This window comes from Streptomyces sp. NPDC034670, assembly GCF_055574875.1.
Genome location: NZ_JBVITR010000028.1, coordinates 84,868 through 91,525, shown reverse-complemented (window position 1 = coordinate 91,525; position 6,658 = coordinate 84,868). Strand labels below are relative to the sequence as shown.

Below are 6,658 nucleotides of genomic sequence, written 5' to 3'. Positions count from 1 at the left end.
CATCCTGAAGCGGCTGCGGGCGGGCATGCTCACCACCGACTGAGACGGGAGCGGACGAGGAGCGCACCCGCGCGGGGCGCGGCGCACGGCGGCGCACCCCGCGCGGTGCCGTGCCGACGGAACCGGCGGAACTAGCAGATCGACTGACTGCTGTTCACCAGGCGGTTGTTGCGGAACGTCGTGTTCTCGCCGCAGGGGCTCTCCCGGATCGACGAGTTCGTCACCGTCAGGTTCTGGAGGGTGATGTCCCGGTTGTTCGGGAACTCCGAGCGGGCCGCCAGGCGGATCTCGCCGCCGCCCGTGACCGTGCCGCTCTGGGCGGCGAGGTTCACGTTGTAGCAGTTCTCGATCAGGATCGCGTTGTTGCCGGTGTTCGAGAGCGTCACCCGGTCGATCGTCGCCCCGCCGCTCTCGGAGACGCAGAACACGCCGCGTCCGCCGCCGCGCGCGACGACCTCGCCGACGCGGATGTTGGTGGCGTAGGAACTGCCGATCCGTCCGTTGCGGTTGGCCATGCGGAAGGCGGCGTAACCGGTGCCGGTGCCCGCGTTCTCCGCGTCCACCCGGGAGACCGTGGCGTTGACGGTCTGGTTCAGCAGCAGGCCCGACTCGCCCACGTCGCGGGCGGTCACCGTGCCGACGGTGAGGCCGTCGACGCCGTACGTCTCCACGGCGTGGCTGGAGGCGCCGGAGACGTAGACGCTGTCGATGCGGACGTTGCGTGTCCACTGGCTGGTGTCGCCGCGGTTGTCGATGCGGACCCCGAGGCCGGAGGACAGGCGCATGTCGATCCGGCCGAGGACCACGTTCTGCACGTTGCGCAGGAAGATGCCGTACAGCGGGGTGCCGGTGACGTTCAGGTTCTGGACCTCGATGTCCCGGGTGCCGCGGGAGTAGACCGGGGCCTGGTCGCCGGAGCCGCCGCCGGTGACGTGGATGGTGCCGCAGACGTCGAGCGCGGTGTAGCTGGGCAGCGAGATGCGCGAACCGGCGGAGATCGAGCCCGAGCCGCGGACCACCACCCGCTCCTTGCTGGTGCGGCCGGGGGACAGGCTGTTGACCGCCGCCTGGACGGCCGCGCGCAGGTCGGTTCCGGTGTACACGGTGCTGCCGCCGCGCCGGGCGGTCCAGGTGCCGCCGCTCTGCACGGCCTCCGCCTGGTAGGAGCCGTCGCCGCAGGCGGCGGCCCGGGCGGGGGCCGGGGCGGCGGTGCGCGCGCCGGCGGCGGTGGCGGGGGCCGTCAGGGTGCCGGCCGTGGTGAGGAGCGCGGTGGCACCGGCTGTGGCGAGGAGTGCGGCTCTGCGTCCCATGGGTCCTCTGCTTCCGTCGTCGAACCGATTCGACTGAATCGATTCATCCTGTGGGGGGCGGAGAGTTTGGCAAGGGCATGCCAGTGACGTCAATGGCCGCGACCGGCCCGCGGCCGGCCCGCGACGCACGGGGGAGACCGGGTCCGGCGGTACGGGAGTCGAGCGGCCGCCTGCGGGAGACTCGGACGCATGCGGACTGCTTACGACGTGGAGACGGTCAGGACGGCGGAACGGGCACTGAGGGCACGGCTGCCGGAGGGGGCGCTGATGCAACGCGCCGCCGCCGGGCTCGCCGCGGCCTGCGCGGACCTGCTCGGGCGGGTGTACGGCAGCCGGGTCGTCCTGCTGGTCGGCAGCGGGGACAACGGCGGTGACGCCCTGTACGCCGGTGCCCGGCTGGCCCGGCGCGGCGCGGGGGTGAGCGCGGTGCTGCTCGCGCCGGAGCGCGCCCACGCCGCGGGGCTCGCGGCGCTGCGCCGGGCGGGCGGACGGGCGGTGGGCGCGGAGGCGGCCGAGGAGCTGATCGGGCGGGCCGACCTCGTCCTCGACGGCATCGTCGGGATCGGCGGGAAGGGCGGACTGCGGCCGGAGGCGGAACCGCTGGCCGAGGCCGCCGCACGGGCGCGGGCCGCGGTGGTCGCCGTGGACCTGCCGAGCGGGGTCGACGCCGACACCGGGGAGGTGCGGGGCACGGCGGTCCGGGCCGATCTCACGGTGACGTTCGGGACGCACAAGCCGGGCCTGCTGATCGATCCGGCGCGGGAGCACGCGGGGACGGTGCGGCTGGTCGACATCGGGATCGGGCCGGAGCTGCCGGCGGAGCCCGTGCTGGAGGCGCTGCAGCACGCGGACGTGGCCCGGCTGCTGCCGGTGCCGGCCGCCGAGAGCGACAAGTACCGGCGGGGCGTCGTCGGCATCGCGGCCGGGTCCGACCGCTACCCGGGGGCCGCGGTGCTCGCGGTGGCGGGGGCGCTGCGCGGCGGCGCGGGGGCCGTGCGGTACGTCGGCCCCGCCGGACGGGCCGTGCTCGCCCGCTTCCCCGAGACGCTGGTGTCGGACCGGGGACCGGAGCGCGCGGGACGGGTGCAGGCCTGGGTGGTCGGACCGGGGGCCGGGGACGACGCGGCGACCGTCGCCGAGGTGCTGGCGGCGGACGTACCGGTGCTGATCGACGCGGACGGGCTGCGGCTGGCCGAGCGGTCGGCGGTCCGGGCACGCCGGGCGCCGACCCTGATGACCCCGCACGCCGGGGAGGCCGCCGCGCTGCTCGGCGCCCGGCGGGACGAGGTCGAGAGCGCCCGGCTGTCCGCGGTGCGGGAACTGGCGGCGCGGTACGGGGCGACCGTGCTGCTCAAGGGCTCGACGACCCTGGTCGCCGACGCGGACGGCGGGCCCGTACGGGTGAACCCGACCGGGACGCCCTGGCTGGCCACGGCGGGCAGCGGGGACGTGCTGTCGGGCCTCGCGGGGTCGCTGCTGGCGGCGGGCCTGTCGGCCGTGGACGCGGGGAGCGCGGCGGCGTACCTGCACGGCCTGGCGGGCCGCTTCGCGGCGGACGGGGCACCGATGGGGGCGCATGACGCGGCGGAGGAGATCGCGGCGGCCTGGCGGGACGTCGTGCGGGGGTGAGGGGGACGCCGCGCGGCGCGGCGCGGGCGGAAAGGCGCCGGAGCGCGGTGGCGGGGCGGTGACCCGGCCGACCCGGCGGCTGCCGGACCCGGACCTGGACCCGGACCCGGAGGCGCGGCGCGGACCGTGCGGCCGGCGTGAACGGTGCGGCCCGCGCGGACCGTGCGGCCGGCGCGGGCGTGCGGCAGGGGCGGACCGTGCGGCCGGTGACGCCGACGGCCGGGGAGGCCGGGGGGACGGGGGAGGCCGGGGAGTGTGACGCGGTCCTCGGCCGGTGTCTCCCGCAGGCGGGGCGCGCCGGCCCCGTCGCGGCGCGTCGTCCCAGGTCACGGCGGTGGAGGAGGCCGGAACCCGGTCCCGGTCCGGCGCACGCCGCCCCGCGCTCCCGCCCCGCCGGGCGCGCGGGGCGGGGCCGTCGGGACGGCCCCGGTGGACCAGGGGCGCGGCCCCCCTCTGCGAGACTGTGCGGAATGAACGAGACAGTTGCCCAGCGGACCGCGCACCTGCGGGCCCGTGCCGAGATCGACCTGGCCGCCGTGCGGGCCAATGTGCGCGCCCTGCGGGAGCGCGCGCCCGGCGCCGCTCTCATGGCCGTGGTCAAGGCCGACGGATACGGGCACGGCGCGGCGGAGTGCGCCCGGGCGGCTGTCGAGGCCGGGGCGACCTGGCTGGGCACGGCCACGCCGCAGGAGGCGCTCGCGCTGCGCGCGCCCGGCGCCGGGGTGCCCGCCGACGTGCGGATCCTGTGCTGGCTGTGGACACCCGGCGGGCCGTGGCGGGAGGCGGTCGAGGCCGACCTCGACGTGTCCGTCGGCGGGACGTGGGCGCTGGAGGAGGTCCGCGAGGCCGCCCGCCTCGCCGGACGGACCGCGCGGGTGCAGCTCAAGGCCGACACCGGACTCGGGCGCGGCGGCTGCCAGCCCGGCGACTGGGCGGAGCTGGTCGCCGGGGCGCTGCGCGCCGAGGCCGAAGGGCTGCTGCGCGTCACCGGGCTGTGGTCCCACTTCGCCTGCGCCGACGAACCGGGGCACCCCTCCATCGCGGCCCAGCTCGCCCGCTTCCGGGAGATGGCGGCGTACGCCGAGGGGCAGGGGGTGCGTCCCGAGGTGCGGCACATCGCCAACTCGCCCGCCACCCTCACCCTCCCCGAGACCCACTTCGACCTCGTCCGCCCCGGCATCGCGCTGTACGGGGTCTCGCCCAGCCCCCAGATCGGCACCCCGGCCGACCTCGGACTGCGCCCGGCGATGACGCTGTCGGCCGCCCTGTCCCTGGTGAAGCACGTCCCGGGCGGCCACGGCGTCAGCTACGGCCACCACTACGTCACCCCGGGCGCGACCACCCTGGGCCTCGTCCCCCTCGGCTACGCGGACGGCATCCCGCGCCACGCCTCCTCCGCCGGCCCCGTCCTGGTCGAGGGCAAGTGGCGCACGGTCGCGGGGCGGGTCGCGATGGACCAGTTCGTCGTCGACCTGGGCGGGGACGAGCCGGAGCCGGGGGCCGAGGTGGTCCTCTTCGGGCCCGGTGACCGCGGCGAGCCCACCGCCGAGGACTGGGCGCAGGCCGCGGGCACCATCGCGTACGAGATCGTCACCCGGATCGGGAGCCGTGTGCCGCGCGTCCACGTGAACGCGGCGACGTGAGCCCGCCGGCGTGAACCGGCCGGCGCGACCCGCGGGCGCGCACGCGTCCGCGGCGGGCCCGGGGAAAGCCCGTGGGGGGAGTCCGTGGGGAGGCCCGGGGGGGAACCCGGGGGAAAGAGGGGCAGGAGGGGTGGGCCGCGCGGGGACGCGGGCGTCCGTCCCGGCCGACGGCCCGGTGAGGAGGGGTACGTGAGCGAGAGCAGTGCGCAGGCCGTCACGGCCGCGGCCACGGCGGCGGCCGCCGCCTCCACCGGGGCGTCCGGGGGCTGGCGCCGGGCGACCGGCATCGCCGGCGCGGCGCTGGGCGTGCTCGCCACCGGAGCGGCCGCCGGCGTCGCGATAGAACGGATGACGATCGGCCGGGGCATGCGCCGCAAGGCCCGGCTCGTCCTCGACTCCGCGGGACCGTACGGCGCGCTGCGCGGCACGCCCGGCAAGGCGTACGCCGACGACGGCACCGAGCTGTACTACGAGGTCGACGACCTCGACCCGGACCCCGGCGCCGCCGCGCCCGGGCGCCGCCGCCGGCTGTTCGGCCGCAGGCCCCCGGCGCCGGTCACCGTCGTCTTCAGCCACGGCTACTGCCTCAACCAGGACTCCTGGCACTTCCAGCGGGCCGCGCTGCGGGGCGTCGTGCGGACCGTGCACTGGGACCAGCGCAGTCACGGCCGCTCGGGGCGGGGCGCGGCCCAGGTGGAACGGGGCGAGCCGGTCACCATCGAGCAGCTGGGGCGGGACCTGAGGGCCGTCGTCGACGCGGCGGCGCCGGAGGGACCGATCGTGCTGGTCGGGCACTCCATGGGCGGGATGACCATGATGGCCTTCGCCGGCCTGTACCCCGAGCTGGTCCGCGAGCGGGTCGTCGCCGTGGCCCTGGTGGGCACGTCGTCGGGACGGCTCGGCGAGGTCAACTTCGGGCTGCCGGTGGCCGGGGTCAACGCGGTGCGGCGGGTGCTGCCGGGGGTGCTGAGGGCGCTCGGGCAGCGGGCCGAGCTGGTGGAGAGGGGACGCCGGGCCACCGCGGACCTGTTCGCCGGGATCATCAAGCGGTACTCGTTCGCGACCCGGGACGTGGACCCGGCCGTCGCCCGGTTCGCCGAGCGGATGATCGAGAGCACGCCGATCGACGTGGTCGCCGAGTACTACCCGGCGTTCAACGACCACGACAAGACCGAGGCCCTCGCCCACTTCGCCGGTCTGCCGGTGCTGGTGCTGGCCGGGGTGCGGGACCTGGTGACGCCCAGCGAGCACAGCGAGGCGATCGCCGATCTGCTGCCGGACGCAGAGCTGGTGCTGGTGCCGGACGCCGGGCACCTGGTGATCCTGGAGCACCCGGAGGTGGTCACCGACCGCCTCGCCGACCTGCTCGTCCGTGCGGGCGCGGTGCCGGCGGGTACTACCGTGAGCGGTTATGGAAGCACCAGCGACACCGCGGGACCCGGCTGAGCCGCAGTCGTCCCGGCCGGTCACGGACAACACCGCCGAGCTGACCGTCACCTCGCCCGAGCAGATGCGCGCGCTCGGCCGCCGGCTCGCCGGCCTGCTGCGCGCGGGGGACCTCGTGATGCTCTCGGGCGAGCTCGGCGCGGGCAAGACGACCCTGACCCGAGGGCTCGGCGAGGGACTCGGCGTCCGGGGGGCGGTCACCTCCCCGACGTTCGTGATCGCCCGGGTGCACCCGTCCCTGGGCGACGGCCCGCCGCTGGTCCACGTCGACGCGTACCGGCTGTCCGGCGGACTCGACGAGATGGAGGACCTCGACCTCGACGTCTCGCTGCCCGAGTCGGTGGTCGTCGTGGAGTGGGGCGAGGGCAAGGTCGAGGAGCTGACCGAGGACCGCCTCCTGCTCGTCATCCACCGCGCGGTCGGCGACACCGCGGACGAGGCGCGGCACGTCACGCTCACCGGGCTGGGCGAGCGCTGGAGGGACACCGACCTGGGCGCGCTGACGGCCTGAGGCGTGCGCCGGAGCGCGCGCCGGGCCGCACGCGCCGGCCCCGGACCGCTTCCGGACCGCCCCGACGCGTCGCGGGCGGGCGTTCCGGCCGGAACGTCCCGACAGGCCGTCGGCAAAAT

The 6,658-nt window shown here is 76.8% G+C and carries 5 protein-coding genes; 4 read left to right on the top strand and 1 reads right to left on the bottom strand.

The window, feature by feature from the left end; translation table 11 throughout:
* Positions 1-131 precede the first annotated feature (131 nt).
* Positions 132-1,310 (bottom strand): hypothetical protein, encoded by a 1,179-nt coding sequence (locus ACZ56B_RS19660; protein ID WP_468791682.1) that lies wholly within the window; start codon positions 1,308-1,310, stop codon positions 132-134.
* A 189-nt stretch (positions 1,311-1,499) separates the two neighbouring features.
* Between ACZ56B_RS19660 and ACZ56B_RS19655 the strand changes: the two genes are divergently transcribed.
* From ACZ56B_RS19655 to tsaE, 4 genes are all read left to right on the top strand, one after another.
* Entirely contained in the window at positions 1,500-2,939 is a 1,440-nt protein-coding gene (locus tag ACZ56B_RS19655; protein WP_468791680.1) for an NAD(P)H-hydrate dehydratase, read from the top strand.
* A 470-nt stretch (positions 2,940-3,409) separates the two neighbouring features.
* Entirely contained in the window at positions 3,410-4,582 is a 1,173-nt protein-coding gene (gene alr, locus ACZ56B_RS19650) for an alanine racemase (RefSeq protein WP_468791678.1), read from the top strand.
* Between the two features lie 189 nt (positions 4,583-4,771).
* Positions 4,772-6,028, top strand: a complete 1,257-nt coding sequence (locus tag ACZ56B_RS19645; protein WP_468791676.1) for an alpha/beta fold hydrolase — start codon at positions 4,772-4,774, stop codon at positions 6,026-6,028.
* Positions 5,994-6,539, top strand: coding sequence for a tRNA (adenosine(37)-N6)-threonylcarbamoyltransferase complex ATPase subunit type 1 TsaE (gene tsaE, locus ACZ56B_RS19640; protein WP_468791673.1), 546 nt, complete (start codon positions 5,994-5,996; stop codon positions 6,537-6,539). The genes ACZ56B_RS19645 and tsaE overlap by 35 nt, the downstream gene beginning before the upstream one ends.
* Positions 6,540-6,658: the final 119 nt, after the last annotated feature.